The organism is Thalassotalea sp. SU-HH00458 (assembly GCF_040362795.1).
Classification (GTDB): Bacteria; Pseudomonadota; Gammaproteobacteria; order Enterobacterales; family Alteromonadaceae; genus Thalassotalea_H; species Thalassotalea_H castellviae.
Genome location: NZ_BAABWW010000008.1, coordinates 59,336 through 82,939 on the forward strand (window position 1 = coordinate 59,336; position 23,604 = coordinate 82,939).

Genomic DNA, 23,604 nt, shown 5'->3' on the forward strand with positions numbered 1-23,604 from the left:
TACTCGTTTTTAATTTAATTATGTAACAGGTCTTTTACTAGACAATCAAAAAAGCAGCCTAAAAAGACTGCTTGAGGTTGGATGTTAGTGACGCAATAAAGATCAAAACTATAGCTTTAACTCAGTTTAAGCCTTTTATTTTAACGATAATGGTGCCTGTTCAAAAGTGATGCCTGGCCAACCATTTTTAATAAAGTTTCGAATGTTGCCATGATCTTTTCCTGTGGGATTTTTCAATACATCTTCACGATAATATTGCCCGAAACAATGTAACGTTGCTTGTTCAGATAAATTATTTAGCTGAGCATAAGCAAAGATTTTACATGAGCCTTCGTTTGTACCAGCTTGGTTGACAATGTCGCCATTATAAAATGTGCAAGGTTGGTAATGGTAATTAGCTGATATTACGGCAATTACCTCTTCAAAAGTAATGTTTTCCGTGATAGATGGCTCTGAAGCGTTTAATTTCGAATTTAGTGCGTCGATTGATAAAGTCATATTATTGCGTTTAGGTAAAATGTAGGGATATTTTCTCGCAATTAAAAATTTTGTCTATGAACGGTTTATATTTAAATATACCTTTAAAATATATCGACTAACATGTGTTAAACATTCAACGCTAATTAGACGCTATTACGATGCATAAAAGTCATTTAAAACTCCTATAACCGTTTTAAAATAGCGTGATATGATATTGTTTTACCATAATATTAGCGACTTAAAGTAACTTTTTATGAACATCAACTTTGCAGATCACAACGCAACTCAACGTTACCATTTAATGACACAAACCATCATTCCACGCCCTATTGCATGGGCGCTGACTAATTCAAATATAGATGGTTCACCAGAAAGCTTAAATTTAGCGCCCTTCTCATACTTTACGGCAATCTCAAGTGACCCTGCCTTATTGATGATTTCGGTAGGTAAAAAACCAACGGGAGAGCCAAAAGATACGTTAACCAATCTCTTGAAAACCCGAAAAATAGTGATACATATAGCCAGCGAAAACCAAGCAGACTTAGTTACACAAACGGCAGCCACATTGCCACATGGCGAGTCTGAAATCGCATTAGTTGATAATGAAGCACTGACAACCGTACCATTTGAACATTTTGATTTGCCTAGACTCGCCCAATGTGACATTGCTTATGGTTGCGAACTTTATGAAATTAAAGAACTTGGTGAGATACCACAAACCCTTATTTTTGTTGAAGTTAAACAATTGTATGTCAGCTCAAAAATTAGCACACAACATGATGGCCGGATAAAAATAAACGCCGATATTGTAAAACCATTAGCAAGATTAGGGGCAAATGAGTATTCAGGGATCACCACACCTTTTAAAAAAGCTCGACCTAAATAGAGTGGTACAAGAACAAATATAAGCGGCTGAAAACTAATGTTTCAGCCGCTTGTTAATGAGTGCTCGATTAACAATTCAGAAAAATTGTTCGATTCATATGCCAAAATTAAAAACGATAAGTTAGGTATAATCCAAGGCTACGTTCAAAATTATTTTTTAAATCATAGCCATTTTCTTTCGCTTCAAAATTGTCATAACTTGCATACATGCCAACATCAATATTTTTACTCAATGTATAGTTTAATCCAGAATGCACACTATGAGCCTTATCTTGGGTAAAGCCTTTTAAATCACGATAAGTGTAGTTGGTAAAAGCAGTCCAATTTTTCGCCACTTTACTTTGAACACCGACAGAAAATCGATTTTCACTTTTATTTGCTAAGTGCTCTTCATCCCAAATCACGTGACCTAATGAAAAAGTCATGGCAATATCTTGATTAAAAACATATTTACCATTTAAATCGGCGCCATAGCCAATAGCATCTCCATTACTCGTTGATTCTTGAAAACCTCTTAAGCCTACGCCAACAGCCAACTCTAAACCCGTTCGATTATTATTCCTAGCTAGCACTCGGTAATCAAGGCCAGCGAAACCTATCGTAAGATCATCAGTTAAACCATAAGCCGCATTTAAATTAAGCTCACCTCTGCTTTTATCTTTTTCTTCACCCCAAGAAATTGCTCCGCTAACAGCAATTGTGCCATCATTTAAAGTCAGTGGTCTTAAAATTGGGTTTTCAGGATAATTAGAATCAGATTGATCGCCAGCGAAAACGCCTGTAGAAGCTAAAAGTAATGCCATACTGATAAGTGATTTTTTCATAAAAGTATTCCCTGTGTTTGTTGTGTTAATCAGTTATGCAAGCATGGTATAGATAGCTTGTGTTCGATTCTTGCTGTAATTTGTTGATGAAATGCAAGAAGAATGTGAGATTTTGTAAGATTAAATTTTACCACCCAATCTAAATTATCAATCATTAAAACGGCTACACTCAAACCTATAAATAGTCATTAACTGTGTGTTAGTTGGCATTTTCATTTTATTTCTAAGCTAAATGTTTAGGTAACTACAGATTGCTGTTGAAAAACCTAAATAATGAACAAAAAGTAATAAAATTAGCCATTTTCAAATAGTATCGTTTTATAACTTATGTACCCCATTGAAATTTATAGCTTTTTAACTTGGTATGCTTTCTGCTCTAAAGAACAAAATATAAGACTATAAAAATGATTTAGAGGGAAAGATGACTAATTCAGTTCTAATGAGCACAGAAACGGTATCAATTAATGCCAACAAATGGTTAACGAATAGCGTAAAAGCATGGTTTATCACGGCTGTTTTGGGACAATGGTTATTTGCTGCTTACGTCGGCTTGTTCTATGGCGGCGCTACATTAAATGGCGATATTTCACAGTGGAACGAAGTCATGCCTCATGGATATGTTGAGGGTGATTTTGTTGGCAACCTTGCAGTAGGAGTCCATCTACTACTTGCATTCATTGTATTAGTGGCGGGGCCATTACAGTTCATTGGACAAATAAGAAACAACGCGCCAGCTTTTCACCGATTGCTAGGTCGTATATATATTTTTACCGCTTTTATCTTGAGTATCGGTGGTTTATACATGGTGTGGACAAGAGGAACAGTAGGAGCTGAAATAGGTAAATACAGCATAAGTATCAATGCGATACTCATCATGATTTTTGCCAGTTTAGCCGTTTACAATGCGATTAAAAGAAACATTAAAGTACATCGTCGTTGGGCAATTCGCTTATTTTTAGTTATGGGCGGCGTATGGTTTTTCCGAATCAGTTTAATGTTATGGCTGATGATCCATCAGGCGCCGGTAGGGTTTGACCCAAAAACATTCACGGGCCCGTTTCTAACCTTTTTAGGTTTTGCTCAATACGGCGTACCTTTAGCATTTGCTCAACTCTATTTTTATGCGCAAGACAGTAAAAGCACAGTTTTAAAAACGATAACAGCGATAGTCGTTTTATTACTAACACTCGCGACAATAGGTGGAATTTTATCTGCGACAATGGGAATGTGGTTACCTAGATTCTAATCAATGAATGTAAAAGCATAAAACCGTATTAACCATCCGATAATGCGGTTTTTTTATCGTGTAAATTCAAATGTTTTTTATTCATTATAATAATATTTATAATTGCATATTGTCACATCTGTCTCTACCCTTACCCTTTCAAAAAATGATCACAATACTTTCTCGTTAGGACTCATTATGCTCAAAATAGCACTGATACTTTCTTCGTTATTATTCTTTATGGCTTGTACGCATCACACCGCCACTTCCTCAAGCGACACATTGGCAATTCAAGAACAAAAAAACATCTTTATCGAAAATTCATGGTGGGTCGAAACCATTTATCACAAACCACTTTTTGATAATGTGAATATCACGTTGAGGGTAGTAGAAAAGAATAAAATCAGCGGCAAAAGTGGCTGTAATCAATACGCTAGCCAATTAACCATTGATGAAAATAAAATATCGATTGATAAAAGTCTGTCTACGAGAATGGCTTGTTCACCATTATTAATGAAAAGTGAACACCTCTATTTAAATGCTTTGGCATTATCAACAAAATATCAGATTGACTTAGCTGGTCATCTTACTTTTTTTGATGCGCAAGACAATCAAACCATCACTTTTAATCCTGGTAAAAATACTACAAAAAAATCACCATCGTTAATAGTCAACTATACCTGTGAGCGAGATACAAGCTTAACCGTTTCATTTGTCGAGCATGGATCTCAGAACAGTGAAGATAATATGGCTATAGTTACATTAAGTGATAATAAATCGGTTACCTTACCTCAAGCGCCATCGGCCTCAGGATTTTTATACACTAATGGTAAATTCAGTTTACAAGGCAAAGCGGATAATGCTTTATGGACCGTAGGTCGAATGAAAGCAATGCGGTGTAAAACCATCATGTAATTTGCTCTTAGCCGTAGATCTTTTTAAAATTTTTCAAGTTCCAACCAATCATAATTTCATTGCCAATTTTAAGAACAGGAACGGTTCGAGCACCGATAGCGTCTAATTCTTTTCGACCACGTTGCATTTTGGCATTAGTTAATCGGTATTTAATACCATTATCATCTAAATATTTTTGTGCTTCACGGCAGTGAGGACATTTATCGGAAATATACAAAACAACGCGTTTCATTTTGAACCTTGCTAAGTTTTTAAAGAAACTTATTTTATCGAATTACCTAAGGTAACAAAAGCGAATAACGAACAGAAGATATAATCAAATACGCTGATCCCATTGATATTGACGTTAAAGAGACAGTAAACCTATCTCTTTAACCACTCCACTTTATTTAGACCAAGCGAATTGTTCAAATAAAGGGTCGACGGGAGTTTCAGCAACATGATTAACATAATTACTGATCACCTTTTGCGATAGTCCTAAAATTACTTCTAAAACCTGTTTTTGTTGATAACCAGCAGCAAAAAATGTGCTCAATTGCTCTTTAGTAACAAAACCACGTTGACGAACAACCGCTAAAGTAAATTCATGCAATGCTTGTAACTTTTTACTAGGTAATTCTTCTTTATTTCTCAACGCTTCTGTAATTGCTGAATCTACTTGCATCATATTTGCAATAGCAGTGTGTGCCGGCACACAATATTGATATTCATGTTCAACATTTATCGTCTGCCAAACAACCGTTAATTCCTCATTGTCGAAAGACGTAGCAGTAAATTGCTGATGCAATTGTTTATAGGCATTTAATATTTCAGGTGATTCAGCCATCACAGCATATAACAAAGGCACAGCCCCCATTTCTTTTTAAGATGATTCTAAAAACGCTTTGCTCTCTTGTGGCGCAGTGTCAATAGTGTGTCGTGTAAATTCGTTCATTTGTTTCTCCAAAATACATATGCTTAATAAAACTGAGTGAATGTTCTTAACAATGTCTGTTGATGATCCAAACTATAAACGCAATTGAACGACCGTTCAATAATTATTTTGAACGATCGTTCATTAAATTGTAATTTTACTTTATCTGGCTGTTTTAATTGGTTATAAAGGAAAATATATTTTCGCCGTAAACAAAATTTTCTGTGCTAGCAGCGGTTTACTTTACCTTCACAATGAACGCCTTTATAATTGAACGGTTGTTCAACAATATATTTGGATACTCAAAAACCATGGCAAAAGCAGCAAAGTTTGATCGTCAAGAAGTAATAGATTTAGCAACTAACCTTTATTGGAAAAAAGGTTTTAATGCTACGTCTATGCGGAACTTACAAGATGAAATTGATATGCGGCCGGGTAGCATTTATGCTGCTTTTGGAAATAAAGATGGATTATTTATTGAAACCTTAAGAAACTACACAGACAAAGGTATTAGTCTAATACACCAATATGAAAAAGAGAAAGACTCTCCTCTTGAAGCATTGAAAGACTTTGTGAAGTATCAAGTAATCACCACGAAAGAAGATGCACCTAACAGTATGTGCATGCTGACAAAAACCATCAATGAACTCACTAGCGACAACCAAGAACTGCTTGATATCACCAAAGCTCACATTGAAGAAATAAGTCAAGAATTCGCAAAGCTTATTGAACAATCAAAAGAGCTGGGCGAAATAAATAGTGAAAAAAGTGCGTTAGAACTTGCTAAGTATCTTCAAGTACAAATAGCAGGACTTAGAACATTTGCCAAAATAGATGGCGTTGAATGTAATTTAGATAAAATGATTAACGAGTGTTTTGATCATTACCCGTTTAACGCTTAACAACTAGCCTTTTTCGTTGAAAAAGGTAATTTCACTTTGCGTGCATAGCTTTTACAAGCGCTTTTAGTATCAGCTAATGATCAGTCTGTTACCGAATTATTTAAATGATCTGAGCCTATTGATTTCCTACCCCGTTGGTTTCCTATCGCTTTAATAGGCTCGCAGATAACGCTCTAAATTTAAAAGTATTTATCGAGAAAAATACTTTTTATCCTAGTTATGCTTTCTGATTATATTGCGGTGGCGACATTAAACTGTTTTATACCGTGAGAATTTAAAGTATTTATCAATAACAATTCACAAAACTAGACAAATTCTTTCTAGCTTAAATAAACATCCTGATTATATTGTCGGTGTGCCGGCTGCACGATAGAGGGAAATAACACTGTTTCCCTCTAACAACTCCCTCGGTGCCCGACTCAGTGAAAACTGAAGCATGAATTTTTAGTCGTAATCGTAAACTGTCAAATGCTCGTACCTGCGCTGGCTCCAGTTTAAAAACACGATTAACGACTTTAAAAATAAATCCTTCATCGCTGGGATGGGGAATGGTTAAAACTGCCCTGCTGGTTTCTATGGTGAACTAGCTAATCAAGCTTATCTTCTCATTAACCAGTAAAATTCTTTCTAGATTTATTGAAATTTCGGATTATATTGCGGCGGTGGCCGCAGCACCCAAGGGGCGACGTACCGCCGTGCCTCCCCTTGGAACCCCTCCGACGCCCCAACAGCGGAATACTTTGCTAAACAACTAGCGTAAACCTCGATACCTGCCGAATGCTCGTCCCTCCGCGCGGCAGCCCTCGACATCCATGTCTCGGGTCGAGGTCTACCATTGCTAGTCATTTAGCAAACCGCTGACATGGGAAAAGGTTAAATCCGCCCTGCTCGTTTCTATAGTTAACTAGAAGATAAATGAAAATATAAAAACAGAATCCCATAACAACGAGATTAATCATCAAACTGAACGAAGCATATATCCTGCTTTAACAAACGCTGAAATAAATAAAAGTGTTCACGTATGTTCATCAGGGATGATGAACATACGTGAACACTTTTATTTATTTCAGAACCACGTTTGTTAGCAGCGCCGAGGGAGTCCAGAGGGAGGTCGGCGTCAGCCTCCCTCTGGGTGCTGTCGGCACCCCGACAATACAACTGAAACAATAAATAATGCTAGAAAATATTTAACTATTACAAATCGAACGCTCTGACCCCATTGATAACACTATAGTTTACTTCCGTAATTCCGGTAATGTTTTTGGCCGGAATCTCAAGATGCCTTACAGAGATCACCGACAAAACACCTCGGGGATGACGACCTCCTATCTAGAACGGAGCTTAAGTTCTGCTTGGAAAAATGTCTGAATGAATAATCAATATCAGCTATTGCTGGCAGGACGCCTGCAAAGTGAAGTAGCACATGGATGTGCTATCTGAACGTTAGCTCGAATATTGATGATGAATGAAGAACAACATTTTTCAGCAGCTCCGAGAGTTTCCAAAGGGAGGCCGGAGGCAGTCTCCCTTTGGGTGTCGTCGCCACCGCGACAATTTTACTAATTAAACGTCACCGCCCCCTTTAATTCTAATAATGATAATAAATATCAAATGTCACCGACCCCTTTAATTACGACTCAGTGAACTACTGAAGGATGAATTTTTAGTCATAATCGTAAACTGTCAAATGCTCGTACCTGCGCTGGCTCCAGTTTAAAAACACGATTAACGACTTTAAAAATAAATCCTTCACCACTGAGATGGGAAATGGTTAAAACTGCCCTGCTCGTTTCTATAGTTAACTAGCTAATCAAGCTTAACTTCTCATTAACCAGTAAAATACTTTCTAGATTTATTGAAATTTCGGATTATATTGCGGCGGTGGCCGCAGCACCCAAGGGGCGACGTACCGCCGTGCCTCCCCTTGGAACCCCTCCGACGCCCCAACAGCGGAATACTTTGCTAAACAACTAGCGTAAACCTCGAGACCTGCCGATTTATCATCCATGAACAACGGCAGCCCTCGACATCCATGTCTCGGGTCGAGGTCTACCATTACTAGTTATTTAGCAAACCGCTGATATGGGAATTGGTTAAATACGCCCTGCTCGTTTCTATAGCGAGGTCACATCAAAAAATGAACCTAAAACAAAGAGCAATCAAGCAATTAAAGAAAAACTAGAACGGAGCATAAACTCTGCTTTGAAAAATGTCTGAATGAATAATCAATATCAGCTTTTGCTGGCAGGACGCCAGCAAAGTGAAGTAGCACATGGATGTGCTTTCTGAACGTTAGCTCGATTATTGATTTATTTATGAAGAACTAAATTTTTCAGCAGCTCCGAGGGTTTCCAAAGGGAGGCCGGAGGCAGCCTCCCTTTGGGTGCCGTCGCCACCGCGACAATATAATAATCAACATTAAAAGAAAGAATAGAAAGTTTTTTCTAATAATGATAATAAATATCAAATGTCACCGACCCCTTTAATTAGACCCCTTTAATTATTAAATAAAAACTAGAACGGAGCATAAACTCTGCTTGGAAAAATGCTGAATAAATATAACCTGCGCTGCTATTGCTATCATGGATGATAGCAAAGCGAAGTGGCACATGGATGTGCATTCTGAGCGATAGCTTATCGCAGGTTAAATTTAAGAAGAATACATTTTTCAGCAGCTCCGAGGGTTTCCAAAGGGAGGCCGGAGGCAGTCTCCCTTTGGGTGTCGTCGCCACCGCGACAATATAATGAGAATATAAAGTAATATTAGAAAGTATTTAACAAGAACAAATCAAACGATCTGATCCCATTGATTGCCATAGAATACGAATGAGACGCATGTGTCACCGACCCCTTTATTTCGATCTATTTATATCAGATTTGTTTTTAGTATATTTGTTTAGTTTTCTATTTAATAATAGATAATTCATAAACTATAAAATCAAAAGGATCAATATTGAAAATCAAACCTATTCTTATAATTGGAACAGTTCTAATAATAATGGCTACGGCTTCAAACATATACACTAATCAAAATTCGGATACAATAATACTTTATTCTTTAAACCTTTTGGCATTATTAGGAATAACTACAACTGCATTTATCGCCAATAATATCTCAAAAAACTATTTAAGCGAAAAAGGTAAAAACCAAGCGGTCATAGAAGACATAAAAAAAATAACCGCATTAGTAGAAGAGGTTAAATCAGAATTTACAAAAGAATCTGCAATACTCACTTCTCAATTACAAGTAGTATCTGGTTCAAAGTTAAGTTTAAAAGAGAAAGAAAAAGATATTTTGATTAACTTAAACATCCACCTGTTTAAATGGCTTGAATATCTAGGAGATATCGATGTTAATTCAGTAGAAAGTTGTAACCATTATGAAGAAAGATTGAAAATTATACGTTTAGAAATGAAAGAGCATCAAACAACTTTTACACTGTTAATAGGGAGTCATAGATTAATAAATACATACAACAGTATAAATTTAAAAATATGTCAAACAATAATGATACCAAGACAAAAACAAGTAAGTGAATTAAAAAAACTAGCTTTAGAAATTGATTTATCCAAAACAGATATCGAAGAGTATAAAAGGTTATCCGACATTCAATTAACTAAGTATTCTAACTATATAAATTTTTACGTAGAGTGTTACAAACAACTTCTAAAAGACACCTCAGACTTTCAGCAACAATGTAGAGAGTTCTTATATTCTACAGATCATTCCTCTTAAGCTTCAATAACAAAAAACCCGCTAGTTAGCGGGTTTTTATTAAGAGTTACAAATTGTTAAGCCTTAGCTTACCAACCCGTTTTCTCTTTAAGTGCTACACCGATATCCGCTAAAGAACGAACCGTTTTAACACCAGCTGCTTCTAAGGCAGCAAATTTTTCATCAGCTGTACCTTTACCACCAGCGATAATTGCGCCAGCATGACCCATACGCTTACCAGCAGGTGCAGTAACACCAGCAATGTAAGATACTACAGGCTTAGTAACGTTAGCTTTGATATATTCAGCCGCTTCTTCTTCAGCAGTACCACCAATTTCACCAATCATTACGATTGCTTCAGTTTGTGGATCGTTTTGGAACATTTCTAAAACGTCGATGAAGTTAGTACCTGGGATAGGGTCACCACCAATACCTACACAAGTAGATTGGCCGAAACCAGCGTCAGTTGTTTGTTTAACGGCTTCGTACGTAAGCGTACCAGAACGTGAAACAATACCAACTTTACCTGGTAAGTGAATGTGACCTGGCATGATACCAATTTTAGTTTCGCCTGGCGTGATAACACCTGGGCAGTTAGGACCGATCATACGAACGCCTGTTTGCTCAAGTTTCACTTTAACGTCAACCATGTCTAAAGTTGGAATACCTTCAGTGATAGTTACGATAAGTTCGATGCCTGCGTCGATAGCTTCTAAAATAGCGTCTTTACAGAACGGAGCTGGAACGTAGATAACGGTTGCTGTTGCGCCAGTTGCTTCTACCGCTTCACGTACTGTGTTAAATACTGGCAGGCCTAAATGCGTTTGACCGCCTTTACCTGGGCTTACGCCACCAACCATTTGAGTACCGTACTCAAGCGCTTGCTCTGAGTGGAATGTACCTTGACCACCCGTGAAACCTTGACAGATTACTTTAGTATCTTTGTTAATTAATACAGACATTATTTGCCCTCCGCAGCTGCAACAACTTTTTGTGCTGCGTCAGTTAATGATTCAGCAGCGATGATGTTTACATCAGAGCTTGCTAATACTGCACGACCTGCTTCAGCGTTAGTACCTTCTAAACGTACAACTACTGGCACTTCAACGCCTACTTCTTTAACAGCAGCGATAATACCTTCAGCGATCATGTCACAACGAACGATACCACCAAAGATGTTCACTAAAACAGCTTTTACATTGTCGTCAGAAAGAATGATTTTGAATGCTTCGGCAACACGTTCTTTCGTTGCTCCGCCACCAACATCTAAGAAGTTAGCTGGCTTACCACCGTGTAAATTAACGATATCCATTGTACCCATTGCTAGGCCGGCACCGTTAACCATACAACCAACGTTTCCGTCTAAAGCAACGTAGTTTAATTCCCACTGTGCAGCATGTGCTTCACGCTCATCTTCTTGAGATGGATCGTGCATAGTACGGATTTTAGGTTGACGGTATAAAGCGTTACCATCGATACCAATTTTACCGTCTAAACAGTGAAGGTTACCTTCGTCAGTAATAACTAACGGGTTGATTTCTAATAAAGCGAAATCAAAATCGTTGAACATGTTCGCAAGACCCATAAAGATCTTAACAAATTGCTTCATTTGAGTTGGGTTTAAACCCAATTTGAAACCTAATTCACGTGCTTGGTATGCTTGAGGACCCACTAATGGATCGATTTCAGCTTTGTGAATTAACTCAGGAGTTTCTTCAGCAACAGTTTCAATTTCAACACCACCTTCTGTAGATGCCATAAATACAACTTTACGTGTACCACGGTCTACAACAGCACCTAGGTATAATTCGTTAGCGATATCTGTACAGCTTTCTACTAAAATTTTAGAAACTGGTTGTCCGTTCTCATCTGTTTGATAAGTTACTAAGTTCTTACCTAACCAGTTTTGAGCGAAATCTTTAATTTCTTGTTTAGTTTTTACTAGCTTAACACCGCCAGCCTTACCGCGGCCACCAGCGTGAACTTGAGTTTTAACAACCCACATATCGCCGCCAATTTTATCAGCAGCTTCAGCAGCTTCTTGAGGAGTGTCGCAAGCGAACCCTTCAGAAACTGGTAAACCATATTCAGCGAATAATTGTTTCGCTTGGTACTCATGCAAATTCATGGTGTTTTATCCATTTATCTGTAGATGAAAATGGCAGACTTTTGCAAAAATTCATTTACAAAGAGACCACCATCGAAAAAAGTCGACCGATTATAGTACAAAAGCTCTAGAGAACAAAGTCTTTAGAGCTAATACTATAGTCTAGTTCATGGTTTTTTTTATTTAATCTAGTAATATTTGTTATAAGTGTTGAAAATAGCGATGAAATAGATATCGAAATAACACTATTTTGTACAAAAATATAGTCAGTTACGACGAATATGCCGTTAAGAATAGTTGTCAGCTTTGAAGTGATTTTTGCGGCATTATCATGAGTACCACAGACAAAGTTTTCAACACTTAAAGTCGATCCCCTAAGGATAACCATAAAAAATTGACAAAAAAAACCGCACTATATTAGCACGGTTTTTATTAATATAACCTTGAGTAAAGTTATATTTTAATACTTAAATATCAAGCAATAAGCGTGTTGGATCTTCAAGTAATTCTTTAATAGTCACTAAGAAACCTACAGACTCTTTACCATCAATTAAACGGTGATCGTAAGATAGTGCTAAATACATCATAGGTAAAATTTCAACTTTTCCATCAACGGCCATTGGGCGGTCTTGGATTTTGTGCATTCCTAAAATACCTGCTTGAGGTAAGTTTAGAATAGGCGTAGAAATTAAAGATCCAAAAACACCACCGTTAGTAATAGTGAAGTTACCACCTTGCATTTCATCCATGGTTAATTTGCCATCGCGACCTTTAATCGCCAAATCACGAATACCATTTTCGATACCAGCCATGCTTAGTTGGTCAGCATCACGAAGTACAGGAGTTACTAGACCACGTGGCGTTGAAACTGCAATAGATACGTCAAAAAAGTTGTGATAAACAATATCATCACCATCGATTGACGCATTCACTGCTGGGTAACGTTTTAACGCTTCAGTTACCGCTTTAACGTAGAAAGACATAAAACCTAAACGGGTATCATGTGTTTTCTCAAAAACGTCTTTGTATTGCTTACGTAAATCCATGATTGGCTTCATGTTAACTTCGTTAAACGTGGTTAACATAGCGGTAGAATTTTTCGCTTCAAGTAAACGAGTCGCTATTGTTTTACGTAAACGAGTCATCGGCACACGTTTTTGTGAACGTTCACCTAAGTCTTGTGCTACTGGTGCTTTTGCAGCAGGTGCTTTACTTGCAGGTGTAGAAGGTTTATTAGCTGCAGCTTCAACGTCTTCTTTTGAAATACGTCCACCTTTGCCAGTACCAACAACATCACTTGCTGATAAGCCTTTTTCTGTCATTAAACGACGTACTGATGGGCTTGCTAATTCATCGCTGCTAATAGCTTCTTCTTTCGATTGAGTAGGAGCCGCTGCTTTAGCACCTGCGTTAAGTTCACCGATTTTTTGGTCACCTAATACTGTGTCGCCTTCAGCATGGATAATTTTACCAATTACGCCATTATCTTGTGCGACCACTTCTAAAACGACTTTATCTGTTTCAATATCCACTAAGTTTTGATCAACTGAGACTGTATCGCCTTCAGCAACATGCCATGCAGCTACCGTTGCATCAGCCACTGACTCAGGTAAAACAGGTACAACAATGTCGATTACCTTACCTTGAGAAGCGCTCGAAGATTCAGTTGCCGCGGCTGGTTCAGATTTTTCAGATGAAGATGCTTCTGCTTCACCTTCACTTAAAATTGCAATCACTTGCTCACCTAATACGGTGGCGCCTTCTTCTTGTGATATTTCAGTAATAACGCCGTCAGAAGTAGCCGGTACTTCTAATACAACTTTATCTGTCTCAATATCCACTAATACTTGATCACGAGATACTTTATCGCCTACTTGTACATGCCAAGTAGCTACGGTTGCGTCAGCAACTGATTCAGGTAAAACGGGAACCTTAATTTCGGTTGTCATTTAATTTTTTCCTTCACTTACAAAACTAGTCTATTCAACATTGAGCGCGTCATGGACTAGCGCTTGTTGCTCTTTAACATGAACTGACATATAACCAACAGCAGGTGCTGCAGAAGCCTTGCGGCCAGCATATGTCAAATAAGTACCTTCAGGTATTGCCGCTCTAAAATGATGCTGTGAACAATACCACGCACCTTGGTTTTGCGGTTCTTCCTGACACCAGACAAATTGCTTCACATGTTGATATTTAGCTAATTCAACTTGCAGCTCTTCTTCTGGGAATGGGTATAGCTGTTCGATTCGAATGATGGCGATATTATTTTGCTCATTCTTACGACGTTGCTCTAACAGTTCGTAGTAAACTTTACCACTACAAAATACCACGCGATCAACACTTTTAGGATCAATCTCATCAACTTCACCAATAACATTATGAAAGACACCTGTAGAAAGTTCTTCAAGTGAAGAAACAGCCAACGGATGACGTAATAATGATTTTGGAGACATAACCACAAGCGGACGACGCATTGGACGAATCACTTGTCGACGCAACATATTAAATACTTGCGCAGGCGTTGATGGCACACAAACTTGCATGTTGTGATCAGCACACAATTGTAAGAATCGTTCTAGTCGAGCAGACGAATGCTCAGGACCTTGACCTTCGTAGCCATGTGGTAACAACATAGTTAAGCCACATAAACGCCCCCACTTTTGCTCCCCTGAACTAACAAACTGATCAAAGACCACTTGGGCACAATTGGCAAAATCACCAAATTGAGCTTCCCAAATTGTTAAGCCAGCAGGTTCTGCTGTCGTATAACCATATTCAAATGCCATAACAGACACTTCAGATAATACTGAGTCGTGAACATCAAATGGCCCTTGCCCTTCACGAATGTTTTGTAAAGGTAAATACTTGCTTGCATCTTCTTGGTTATGTAAAACCGCATGACGATGGAAGAAAGTACCGCGTCCAGAGTCTTGTCCGGTAATACGTACCCGTTGACCTGAGTCAACCACGGAAGCATACGCTAAGTTCTCAGCCATCCCCCAATCAAGTAATTTCTCACCCGAAGCCATTTTTACACGGTCGTCATAAATTTTCTTAACCCGACTATGAACCTGATGAGACTCAGGGTAAGTTGAAATTTTAGCAGCAAGCTCTTTTAGCTTCTCAACTGAAATCTCTTTCTCGTAGTCATCATCCCAGTTGTGTCCAATATAAGGAGTCCAATCTACAGAATGCTCTGTCATTGGTCGCCATTGTTCAACAGTACACTGACCTTCATCAAGCAGTTTACGGTAATAAGCGGTTAACTCATTAGACTTATCCGTTTTAATCGAACCTTCAGAGTTCAATTTATCCGCATACAACTGACGAGGGGTTGGGTGTTTTTTAACTTTTTTATACATTAACGGTTGAGTTGCACTAGGCTCATCAGCTTCGTTATGTCCGTGACGGCGGTAACAAACTAAGTCAATAACCACATCACGTTTAAATTCATTTCGGTAATCAAGCGCTATTTGTGTCGCTAAAATAACGGCTTCTGGGTCATCACCATTGACATGAAGAATCGGTGCAGACACCATTTTGGCAATTTCAGTACAATATTCACCACTGCGAGTATCTTCTGAATTAGAGGTAGTAAAACCAACTTGGTTATTGACGACTACACGAATAGTACCGCCGACTTTAAATGCTCGCGCTTGAGACATGTTAAAGGTTTCTTGTACCACACCTTGACCCGCAATCGCCGAGTCACCATGGATAGTAATTGGTAAAACAATATCACCTTGCTCACAACCACGTCTGTCTTGACGTGCTCGAACAGAGCCAATAACAACAGGGTTAACAATTTCAAGATGCGAAGGGTTAAATGCTAGCGCTAAGTGAACATTGCCACCTGGTGTGACAAAATCTGACGAGTAACCTTGGTGATATTTCACATCGCCTGATGATAAAATTTCATCATGTTTGCCACCGAATTCATCAAATAATTTTGATGGATTCTTACCCATAACATTAACCAGTACATTTAGGCGACCACGGTGGGCCATACCAATAACGACTTCTTTAGTACCATGAGAGCCAGCGCGCGTAATTAACTCTTTCAGCATAGGAATGAGTGAATCGCCACCTTCTAAAGAGAATCGTTTGGCTCCTGGAAATTTAGCACCAAGATATTTTTCAAGACCGTCTGCAGCAATTAAACCTTTTAAGATTTCTTCTTTTTCAGCCGTAGTTAATTGTGCTTGTGACTGAACAGATTCAAGACGATTTTGTAACCAACGTTTTTCTTCAGTAGAAGTAATATGCATGTACTCTGCACCAATGGCGCCACAATACGTTGCTTTAAGTGATTTATATAAATCACCTAACTTCATGGTGTCTTCTGCAACGGCAAAAGAACCTACGTTGAATTCTTTATCAAAATCATTTTCTGATAACTCATGATGCGATAATTGCAAGTCACGCACTTTATCACGTTGCCATAACCCTAATGGATCAAGGTTAGCATTTTGATGGCCGCGAAAACGAAAAGCATTTATTAACTGTAGGACTTTAACTTGTTTTGCATCTCCTCCTGCTGAAACAACGACCGTTTTTTGGTTTTGTTTAGCAAGCTCTTTAAATTCATCACGAATTTCAGAGTGGCGATACTCTACATCAGCACCTTCAATTTTTGGAAGCTGTTGAAATACTTCTCGCCATTCTGCAGACACAGATTGCGAGTTATCTAGATATGATTCGTACAATTCTTCAATATAAGTAGCGTTAGCGCCACTTAAATGGGAAGACTCTATCCAAGCCTTCATTACACCTTCTGGCATTGCCTGTTCCTTTGTGGGATAAAAGCAACAAAAAGTTTAATAATTATCAAAAACTTTTCAATTAGACTATCGGCTAATTTATTCAATCAAGGACAATTATTCCGGTTATAAAACAGCAAAGTAAACATATACTTTGCTGTTAGAGTTTTTATACTGCGCGTGAAAGTAACATCGACTTAATATGGCCGATAGCTTTCGTTGGGTTCAATCCTTTTGGACAAACATCTACACAGTTCATAATACCGTGACAGCGAAATACACTGTAGGCATCTTGTAAATCATCAAGTCTTTCTTCTGTAGCTGTATCACGGCTATCAATTAAAAAACGATAAGCATGTAATAAACCAGCAGGACCTACAAATTTATCAGGGTTCCACCAGAAAGAAGGACAAGATGTTGAACAACACGCACATAAAATACATTCGTAAAGGCCGTCTAATTTTTCACGATCTTCAATCGACTGTAAATGTTCGCGAGCGGGTACATCTTTACCATCGTTGATCAAGTATGGTTTGATTTTTTCATATTGATTATAGAACTGAGTCATATCAATAATTAAATCACGTACGACAGGTAAGCCTGGTAATGGACGTAACACAATTGTTTTCGCTTTAAGCTCAGACAAAGGTGTAATACACGCTAAACCATTTTTACCATTCATGTTTAAACCATCAGAACCACAAACCCCTTCGCGGCATGAACGACGGAAAGATAACGTTGAATCTTGTTCTTTTAACAAAATTAACGCATCTAACACCATCATATCAGAGCCTTCAGGAATTTCTAACTCGTATTCCTTCATGTAAGGTTTATCGTCTACATCAGGATTATATCGGTAAATTGAAAATATCTGTTTCATCATTTATTCCTACAATAATTCCTTAGTAAACTCGTGCTTTCGGCGGGAAAGCATCACGGTGAATAGGTTCCATATTCACACCACGTTTTGTCATATCTTCAGTATCTGGAGAATAGATAGAGTGGCATAACCAGTTTTCATCATCACGTTCTGTGAAATCTTGACGAGCATGCGCTCCACGAGACTCAGTACGGAAGTTAGCAGCTTTAGCAGAACAAAAAGCTGTTTCCATTAGATTGTCTAATTCTAAACATTCAATACGCTGCGTATTAAATTCAGAAGACTTGTCATCTAATTTAGCATTTTGTAGACGTTCACGAATTTCCGTTAATTCTTTCATGCCTTGCGCCATTGCTTCACCTTCACGGAATACCGAGAAGTTAAGCTGCATACATTGCTGTAAGTCTTTACGAATCTGTACTGGATCTTCACCTGTTGTTGATGATTCCCAACGATTAGTACGGGCTAGCGAGGCTTCTAAATCTGACTCTGAAGCTTCTTTGCCAAACTCAGTATCGTTTAAGTAAGTTCCTAAGAAATTACCAGCTGCGCGACCAAATACCACTAAATCAAGCAGTGAATTACCACCTAAGCGGTTTGCACCATGCACAGATACACAAGCGATTTCACCGACGGCAAATAAACCTTCTACAATAGTTTCTGACCCATCAGCTGCAACATTTATGGCTTGACCGTTAACATTACAAGGCACACCACCCATTTGATAATGACATGTTGGAATAACAGGAATAGGCTCTTCAGCCGGATCAACATGAGCAAATGTTTTAGATAAATCACAAACACCTGGTAAACGTTTTTCTAGCGTTTCACGGCCTAAGTGATCAAGTTTAAGCTTAATGTGTGGACCCCAAGGACCGTCACAACCACGACCTTCGCGGATTTCTGTCATCATTGAACGAGCGACAACGTCACGACCAGCAAGATCTTTCGCGTTTGGCGCATAACGTTCCATGAAACGTTCGCCATCTTTATTTAATAAGTAACCGCCTTCACCACGACAACCTTCAGTAACAAGTACACCAGCACCAGCAATACCTGTCGGGTGGAATTGCCACATTTCCATGTCTTGCATTTGCACACCAGCACGAAGCGACATACCAACACCGTCACCGGTATTAATGTGAGCATTCGTTGTTGAAGCAAAGATACGACCCGCACCACCCGTAGCAAGTACGGTTGCACGCGCTTTAAAGTAAACAATTTCGCCAGTTTCAATACAAATCGCCGTTGTACCTACTACCGCACCATCACTGTTTTTAACTAAATCTAATGCATACCATTCTGAATATACGTTAGTTTTGTTTTTCACATTTTGTTGATACAAACAATGTAGTAAAGCATGACCAGTACGGTCAGCTGCAGCTGCAGTACGTGCGGCTTGCTCACCACCAAAGTTTTTAGATTGACCACCAAATGGACGTTGGTACACCTTACCGTTTTCAAAACGGGAAAATGGTAGTCCCATTTTTTCTAATTCAATGATCGATTCAGGACCCGTTTTACACATATACTCGATTGCGTCTTGATCACCAATGTAATCAGAACCTTTTACGGTATCGTACATGTGTTGTTCCCAGTGATCTTCATGGGCATTACCTAAAGCGACGGTAATACCACCTTGAGCAGATACTGTATGAGAACGAGTAGGGAAAACTTTAGAAATCAAAGCACAAGATTTGCCTGATTCTGAAATTGCTAATGCGGCGCGCATACCTGCACCACCTGCGCCAATTACGATGGCGTCAAATTCACGAACTGGAACGCTCACTTACACACCCCACACTGTTAATAGGCCCATTACTAAATAACCAAGTAATGTAACGGCAAAAATAAATTGTAAAGCACCACGTAAAAACGCAGGTTTTATATAATCAGACAAGACTTGCCAAATACCTATCCAGGCATGCACAAGTAATGAAAAAAGGGCTAATATAGTGAAAACTTTGGTACAAAGGCCTGAGAAAAAGCCTTGCCAAACATCATAAGTAACTTCGTTAGTTGTTACAAAGAAACCTAGAATATAGAAAGTGTACAAAGCAAGAATGATTGCACTCGTTCTAATAAGAATAAAGTCATGTACGCCACTACGGCCTACTGTTGCTGCATTGTTTACCATAAGTTAACTCCTACAACGATGGTTAAAACTAACCATAAGGCAATAACTAACTTGGCACTGGCGTTACCAGAAGCAAGTTCCTCAAAATGCCCTAAATCCATCAACAAATGACGTATACCGCCAAGAACATGATAAATGAGCGCTGAGATAATACCGATGATAATCAAAGTAAAGAACCAGCCATCAAGTAATGATTTTACTTGAGCAAAGCCTTCAGCTGATGATAAAGATAAAGAAAGAGTCCACAACAAGATACCAATAGCAAATACCATAATCACACCAGAAATACGGTGCAAAATAGATACGTTTGCTGCTGGATGCATTTTTATTGTAGTCAGGTCTAGGTTTACAGGACGTTGTTTTTTCACGATTGTGCCTAAGAGCTCATAGAGCCTTCAACTTTTTTTTATTGTCACTCAATTAATTAATATTAATACGAGCAACCCCCCAACGATCTTAGTCAATATTTTCAAACTTTCATAAAATTTGAGTAAATGATGTTAGATCACCTAGATTATATAGCCGATGATTTTTAATTACAATTTACTTAACCGACAAATTTACCGTTATTTATAAGGGCTTATGACTATTTTTTGACCTATAACAAATAAACTTATGACTTTAGTCTAATCTTATAATAATTGAATTGACTTTAGGGGGGGATCTTGAAGTAGAATACTGCGCAGTTTTATATTCATAAAAACTGATTAACTTTTCATTTTTAAAACGAAAAGATTTTTCAGAAAACGAATTTGATAGAATTTGATAGGGGTAAAACATATGGCTGATTCAAAAGCCTCTCTTAGTATTGATGGAAAAGTAATTGCCGAGTTGCCGATACTTTCTGGTACAGCGGGTAATGACGTAATAGATATTCGTACATTAGGTGGTGCAGGCTATTTCACATATGATCCGGGCTTTTTAGCTACGGCTTCTTGTGAATCAGCAATTACATTTATTGATGGCGGTAAAGGTGTTTTACAACATCGTGGTTACCCAATCGACAGCTTAGCAAAACAAGCGGACTATTTAGAAGTTTGTTATATCCTTCTAAATGGCGAAGCGCCAAGCAAATCACAGTATGACGAGTTTTCAAAAATCATCACTAACCATACAATGGTTCATGAAAAACTTGCACATTTCTTCCACGGTTTCTTACCTGATGCTCACCCAATGGCGATGCTTTGTGGCGTTGTGGGCGCTATGTCTTCATTTTATCATAGTGATTTAGACATTAACGCGGCAGATCAGCGTATGCGTAGTGCACATCGCTTAATTGCTAAAATGCCTACAATTGCTGCTATGGCGTATAAATACAGCATAGGTCAACCGTTCGTATATCCGCGTAATGACTTAACTTACGCAGAGAACTTCTTGCACATGATGTTCTCAGTACCAGCTGAAGAATATGTGGTAAGCCCTACAGTTGCTCGCGCAATGGATAGAATCTTCACTCTTCACGCTGACCACGAACAAAATGCATCAACATCAACGGTACGTTTAGCCGGTTCTTCAGGTGCAAACCCATACGCATGTATTGCTGCGGGTGTCGCATCACTATGGGGCCCTGCACACGGTGGTGCAAACGAAGCTTGTTTAACCATGCTTGAAGAAATTGGCTCGTTAGACCGTGTTGATGAATTCGTTGCTAAAGCAAAAGATAAAGCGGACCCGTTCCGTTTAATGGGCTTTGGTCATCGTGTTTATAAAAATTTCGATCCTCGCGCAACGGTTATGCGTGAAACTTGTCATGAAGTATTACAAGAGTTAGGTATTGAAGATCCGTTACTAGACGTAGCAATGGCTCTTGAAAAAGTAGCCCTTGAAGATCCTTATTTCATTGAGAAGAAACTTTATCCAAATGTAGACTTCTACTCAGGCATCATCTTAAAAGCAATTGGTATTCCTACGAATATGTTTACGGTAATTTTTGCGATGTCTCGTACAGTAGGTTGGATTTCTCACTGGGATGAGATGTTAGGTCAACCTGGTCAGAAGATTGGTCGTCCTCGTCAAAACTACGTTGGTGAAGTAAATCGCGAATTTACACCACTTAAAGACAGATAATAAGCAATAATCTTTCTTTTAAAAGGCAGCGTTTAGCTGCCTTTTTTACACGCTAATTTTGTATTATTCCAATAAAATTCAATCTAATAAAAGACAGTTTCAAACAATCGATTGAACTAATTACTCAAATAATTATTCATTTTGTATACAGAATACAACGGTTATTTTTTATCTAAAAACAAGCTTCATCGCAGTAAAATTTAACTTAATCGTGACCCGTTAATAAACATGTAATACATTAAAAATTTGCCTTACACATCACATTTTAAACCTATGGATAAAGTCGTTAATCCTTATTTACTTATTAATATTTTCTACTTTATTGCAACATTGTTACTTAGCCATAACTACGCGCTTTGGCAAGCTTCTATGTGACTTATTACTAGATCTCTAAGTCATTCAAGCTCATTTACTTAAGTTCGTAGTGATAAATTAACGGTTAAAATAATATCATGAACCGTATAAGCCTCAAATTTGCCAACAATTTTGTTTTTTTATCGCGTTTATCAGAACTACGCGTGTTTAGTTTTAAACTTATTTGTGCAAATTGGCGACAATAAAACAATAATCTGTGATTATTCGAGGTAATTTAGCTATAAACATCGATGAAAAACCAAGTTTTATAGAGTACTTTGCTATGGCTTAGCATTATTGGTAATAGAAAAACTCATTTTTGGTTAATATTTTCCATCAAAACACCTACCTAAATACAATAGAGCATACTTACCAATCAGTATAAATCGGTAACAACCAGTAATAAATTAGATTGAATACGTCTTAAAATTCACAAATATCACTTAAATAGCTCAAGGCTTTTGCCAACAAAATACGTTTATGCCGTGTTTATCAGTACGAGATCCGCATACTTTTCTAAGAATTAACATGAATTGTGCTAAAAAGTACGCTTAATAACATAGATAAACCGAAAAACAGGTATTATAATGCGCCATCAAAAACTTCCAACATGTGTTTATGTCTGAATATCAATTAAGATTTGGCGGTATCTCCCGTCTTTACGGTCAAACAGGTGCTAACATAATACAACAATCTCATTTTTGTGTTATTGGTATAGGTGGCGTAGGTTCATGGGCTGCTGAAGCATTAGCGCGCAGTGGCGTGGGAGAAATCACCTTAATTGATCTTGATGATATTTGTACTACTAATATAAATCGTCAAATTCATGCACTTACCAATACCGTGGGTGAAAGCAAAGTTGAAGTTATGGCGGCACGGATCAAACAAATTAACCCGGAATGCCAGCTTCATGTGATTGAGGATTTTGTTACGGCTGAGAATTTACGTGAATTAATGTCAATAGGGTTTGACTATGTTATTGATGCGATTGACTCCGTCAAAATTAAAACCGCTTTAATTGCTCATTGTAAACGCAATAAAATACCTTTGATAACCATAGGTGGCGCCGGCGGACAAACAGATCCAAGCAAAATTCAACTTACAGATTTAAGTCAAACCTATCAAGATCCGTTACTTTCAAAAGTAAGAAATCAATTACGAAGAGAGTATAATTTTTCTCGAAACACCAAGCGAAAATTTGGCATTGATGCAGTATTTTCCTCAGAACAATTGATGTATCCAGATGAATCAGGTGAAGTTTGTCATGCGAAACAATCACAAGAAGGCGCGATGCGATTAGATTGTAGCGGTGGCTTTGGTGCAGCAACACATGTAACGGCTAGTTTTGCTTTTTTTGCGGTGAGTAAAGCACTGAGTAAATTAATCAAAAAGAACAGTGCTAGCTCTCGTTAAACAATCAAAAGTTCATAAAATTAT

18 protein-coding genes and 1 pseudogene are annotated in these 23,604 nt (G+C 38.0%); 7 read left to right on the top strand and 12 right to left on the bottom strand.

All coding sequences use genetic code 11. The features are described 5' to 3' along the window. Positions 1-135: 135 nt before the first annotated feature. Positions 136-498: a HopJ type III effector protein gene (locus ABXH06_RS13185; RefSeq protein ID WP_311582811.1), complete on the bottom strand. Its 363-nt coding sequence runs from the start codon at positions 496-498 to the stop codon at positions 136-138. 235 nt (positions 499-733) lie between these two features. Here ABXH06_RS13185 and ABXH06_RS13190 point away from each other — a divergent pair, with 235 nt between their 5' ends. Further along, the gene (locus ABXH06_RS13190) at positions 734-1,366 is read left to right on the top strand and encodes a flavin reductase family protein (protein WP_353518532.1); all 633 of its coding nucleotides are present in this window, start codon (positions 734-736) and stop codon (positions 1,364-1,366) included. A 106-nt stretch (positions 1,367-1,472) separates the two neighbouring features. Here the strand turns inward: ABXH06_RS13190 and ABXH06_RS13195 are convergent, their stop codons facing one another. After that, complete coding sequence (locus ABXH06_RS13195; protein WP_353518533.1) at positions 1,473-2,189, bottom strand: porin; 717 nt, start codon at positions 2,187-2,189, stop codon at positions 1,473-1,475. 421 nt (positions 2,190-2,610) lie between these two features. Here ABXH06_RS13195 and ABXH06_RS13200 point away from each other — a divergent pair, with 421 nt between their 5' ends. Together ABXH06_RS13200 and ABXH06_RS13205 are read left to right on the top strand one after the other, a co-directional pair. Continuing rightward, a complete protein-coding gene (locus ABXH06_RS13200; RefSeq protein WP_353518534.1) occupies positions 2,611-3,435 on the top strand; it encodes a DUF2306 domain-containing protein in 825 nt (274 codons plus the stop codon). A gap of 177 nt (positions 3,436-3,612) precedes the next feature. Further along, entirely contained in the window at positions 3,613-4,329 is a 717-nt protein-coding gene (locus ABXH06_RS13205) for an META domain-containing protein (RefSeq protein WP_353518535.1), read from the top strand. Between the two features lie 7 nt (positions 4,330-4,336). Here ABXH06_RS13205 and ABXH06_RS13210 read toward each other — a convergent pair whose 3' ends face one another. Together ABXH06_RS13210 and ABXH06_RS13215 are read right to left on the bottom strand one after the other, a co-directional pair. Then, positions 4,337-4,561, bottom strand: a complete 225-nt coding sequence (locus ABXH06_RS13210) for a glutaredoxin family protein (RefSeq protein WP_311582793.1) — start codon at positions 4,559-4,561, stop codon at positions 4,337-4,339. A 153-nt stretch (positions 4,562-4,714) separates the two neighbouring features. Next, positions 4,715-5,263: pseudogene (locus ABXH06_RS13215) on the bottom strand (carboxymuconolactone decarboxylase family protein). Between the two features lie 290 nt (positions 5,264-5,553). Between ABXH06_RS13215 and ABXH06_RS13220 the strand changes: the two are divergent. Both ABXH06_RS13220 and ABXH06_RS13225 read left to right on the top strand, forming a co-directional pair. Next, complete coding sequence (locus ABXH06_RS13220) at positions 5,554-6,144, top strand: TetR/AcrR family transcriptional regulator (RefSeq protein WP_353518536.1); 591 nt, start codon at positions 5,554-5,556, stop codon at positions 6,142-6,144. 2,953 nt (positions 6,145-9,097) lie between these two features. After that, positions 9,098-9,880, top strand: a complete 783-nt coding sequence (locus ABXH06_RS13225) for a hypothetical protein (protein ID WP_353518537.1) — start codon at positions 9,098-9,100, stop codon at positions 9,878-9,880. 68 nt (positions 9,881-9,948) lie between these two features. Here the strand turns inward: ABXH06_RS13225 and sucD are convergent, their stop codons facing one another. The 8 genes from sucD to sdhC form a co-directional block, all read right to left on the bottom strand. Next, positions 9,949-10,821, bottom strand: coding sequence for a succinate--CoA ligase subunit alpha (gene sucD / locus ABXH06_RS13230; RefSeq protein ID WP_303451779.1), 873 nt, complete (start codon positions 10,819-10,821; stop codon positions 9,949-9,951). Next, positions 10,821-11,987, bottom strand: a complete 1,167-nt coding sequence (gene sucC / locus ABXH06_RS13235; RefSeq protein WP_311582775.1) for an ADP-forming succinate--CoA ligase subunit beta — start codon at positions 11,985-11,987, stop codon at positions 10,821-10,823. Before sucC ends, sucD begins: the two co-directional genes overlap by 1 nt. 446 nt (positions 11,988-12,433) lie before the next feature. Beyond that, a complete protein-coding gene (odhB, locus tag ABXH06_RS13240) occupies positions 12,434-13,915 on the bottom strand; it encodes a 2-oxoglutarate dehydrogenase complex dihydrolipoyllysine-residue succinyltransferase (protein ID WP_353518538.1) in 1,482 nt (493 codons plus the stop codon). Between the two features lie 30 nt (positions 13,916-13,945). Then, the gene (locus ABXH06_RS13245; protein WP_311582769.1) at positions 13,946-16,750 is read right to left on the bottom strand and encodes a 2-oxoglutarate dehydrogenase E1 component; all 2,805 of its coding nucleotides are present in this window, start codon (positions 16,748-16,750) and stop codon (positions 13,946-13,948) included. Between the two features lie 148 nt (positions 16,751-16,898). After that, positions 16,899-17,609 carry a succinate dehydrogenase iron-sulfur subunit gene (locus tag ABXH06_RS13250; RefSeq protein ID WP_353518596.1) on the bottom strand — a complete coding sequence of 237 codons (711 nt, stop codon included), beginning with the start codon at positions 17,607-17,609 and terminating at the stop codon, positions 16,899-16,901. Between the two features lie 22 nt (positions 17,610-17,631). After that, a complete protein-coding gene (gene sdhA / locus ABXH06_RS13255) occupies positions 17,632-19,398 on the bottom strand; it encodes a succinate dehydrogenase flavoprotein subunit (protein WP_311582763.1) in 1,767 nt (588 codons plus the stop codon). Then, on the bottom strand, positions 19,399-19,746 hold the full coding sequence (gene sdhD / locus ABXH06_RS13260) for a succinate dehydrogenase, hydrophobic membrane anchor protein (protein WP_303451769.1): 348 nt from the start codon (positions 19,744-19,746) through the stop codon (positions 19,399-19,401). Continuing rightward, positions 19,740-20,114, bottom strand: coding sequence for a succinate dehydrogenase, cytochrome b556 subunit (gene sdhC, locus ABXH06_RS13265; RefSeq protein ID WP_311582758.1), 375 nt, complete (start codon positions 20,112-20,114; stop codon positions 19,740-19,742). Before sdhC ends, sdhD begins: the two co-directional genes overlap by 7 nt. A gap of 412 nt (positions 20,115-20,526) precedes the next feature. Here sdhC and ABXH06_RS13270 point away from each other — a divergent pair, with 412 nt between their 5' ends. Next, positions 20,527-21,813, top strand: a complete 1,287-nt coding sequence (locus tag ABXH06_RS13270; RefSeq protein ID WP_311582755.1) for a citrate synthase — start codon at positions 20,527-20,529, stop codon at positions 21,811-21,813. Between the two features lie 972 nt (positions 21,814-22,785). After that, the gene (gene tcdA / locus ABXH06_RS13275; protein WP_311582752.1) at positions 22,786-23,580 is read left to right on the top strand and encodes a tRNA cyclic N6-threonylcarbamoyladenosine(37) synthase TcdA; all 795 of its coding nucleotides are present in this window, start codon (positions 22,786-22,788) and stop codon (positions 23,578-23,580) included. Positions 23,581-23,604: the final 24 nt, after the last annotated feature.

Coding starts and splice junctions, on each gene's coding strand:
- ABXH06_RS13245 (WP_311582769.1), bottom strand. CDS start 16,750: ATGCCAGAAGGTGTAATGAAGGCTTGGATAGAGTCTTCCCATTTAAGT.
- sucC (WP_311582775.1), bottom strand. CDS start 11,987: ATGAATTTGCATGAGTACCAAGCGAAACAATTATTCGCTGAATATGGT.
- ABXH06_RS13210 (WP_311582793.1), bottom strand. CDS start 4,561: ATGAAACGCGTTGTTTTGTATATTTCCGATAAATGTCCTCACTGCCGT.
- ABXH06_RS13205 (WP_353518535.1), top strand. CDS start 3,613: ATGCTCAAAATAGCACTGATACTTTCTTCGTTATTATTCTTTATGGCT.
- sucD (WP_303451779.1), bottom strand. CDS start 10,821: ATGTCTGTATTAATTAACAAAGATACTAAAGTAATCTGTCAAGGTTTC.
- ABXH06_RS13220 (WP_353518536.1), top strand. CDS start 5,554: ATGGCAAAAGCAGCAAAGTTTGATCGTCAAGAAGTAATAGATTTAGCA.
- odhB (WP_353518538.1), bottom strand. CDS start 13,915: ATGACAACCGAAATTAAGGTTCCCGTTTTACCTGAATCAGTTGCTGAC.
- ABXH06_RS13250 (WP_353518596.1), bottom strand. CDS start 17,609: ATGAAACAGATATTTTCAATTTACCGATATAATCCTGATGTAGACGAT.
- tcdA (WP_311582752.1), top strand. CDS start 22,786: ATGTCTGAATATCAATTAAGATTTGGCGGTATCTCCCGTCTTTACGGT.
- ABXH06_RS13185 (WP_311582811.1), bottom strand. CDS start 498: ATGACTTTATCAATCGACGCACTAAATTCGAAATTAAACGCTTCAGAG.
- ABXH06_RS13195 (WP_353518533.1), bottom strand. CDS start 2,189: ATGAAAAAATCACTTATCAGTATGGCATTACTTTTAGCTTCTACAGGC.
- ABXH06_RS13270 (WP_311582755.1), top strand. CDS start 20,527: ATGGCTGATTCAAAAGCCTCTCTTAGTATTGATGGAAAAGTAATTGCC.
- ABXH06_RS13200 (WP_353518534.1), top strand. CDS start 2,611: ATGACTAATTCAGTTCTAATGAGCACAGAAACGGTATCAATTAATGCC.
- sdhD (WP_303451769.1), bottom strand. CDS start 19,746: ATGGTAAACAATGCAGCAACAGTAGGCCGTAGTGGCGTACATGACTTT.
- ABXH06_RS13190 (WP_353518532.1), top strand. CDS start 734: ATGAACATCAACTTTGCAGATCACAACGCAACTCAACGTTACCATTTA.